This window comes from Rhizobium phaseoli (assembly GCF_010668805.1).
In the GTDB taxonomy this organism is placed as follows: Bacteria; Pseudomonadota; Alphaproteobacteria; order Rhizobiales; family Rhizobiaceae; genus Rhizobium; species Rhizobium phaseoli_A.
In genome coordinates this window covers 1-427 of record NZ_WUFT01000088.1, presented here as the reverse complement: position 1 = coordinate 427, position 427 = coordinate 1, and the positions used below count along the sequence as shown (strand labels likewise).

Here is a 427-nt window from a genome sequence, read left to right as displayed (position 1 = left end):
GTCGACGGCAGCGTCGAGCATCTCGCCGACCACACGCGTCCGCTGTCGCGACTGAGCGCGCGACATGGCGCGTATCTGGTGACGGGGAATCACGAATATTATTCAGGCGCCCATGCGTGGATCGCCGAGTTTCAGCGGCTCGGCCTGCATGTGCTGCTCAACGAGCATGTCGTCGTCGAGCACGATGGCGCGCAAGCGGTGATCGCGGGCGTCACCGACTTTTCCGCGGGGCACTTCGATCCCGCGCACGAGAGCGATCCCGCTGCGGCACTCGAAGGCGCGCCTGGCGACGTGCTGATCAAGGTGCTGCTTGCCCACCAGCCGCGCTCGGCGGAAGCGGCGGCCGATGCAGGCTTCACGCTGCAACTGTCCGGCCATACGCATGGCGGCCAGTTCTTCCCTTGGAATTTTGCGGTACGGCTGCAAC

At 65.6% G+C, this 427-nt stretch carries 1 protein-coding gene; it reads left to right on the top strand.

Translation table 11 applies throughout. The features are described from left to right. The coding region (locus tag GR197_RS31500; RefSeq protein WP_348643318.1) for a metallophosphoesterase at positions 1 to 427 on the top strand (427 nt) is incomplete at both ends.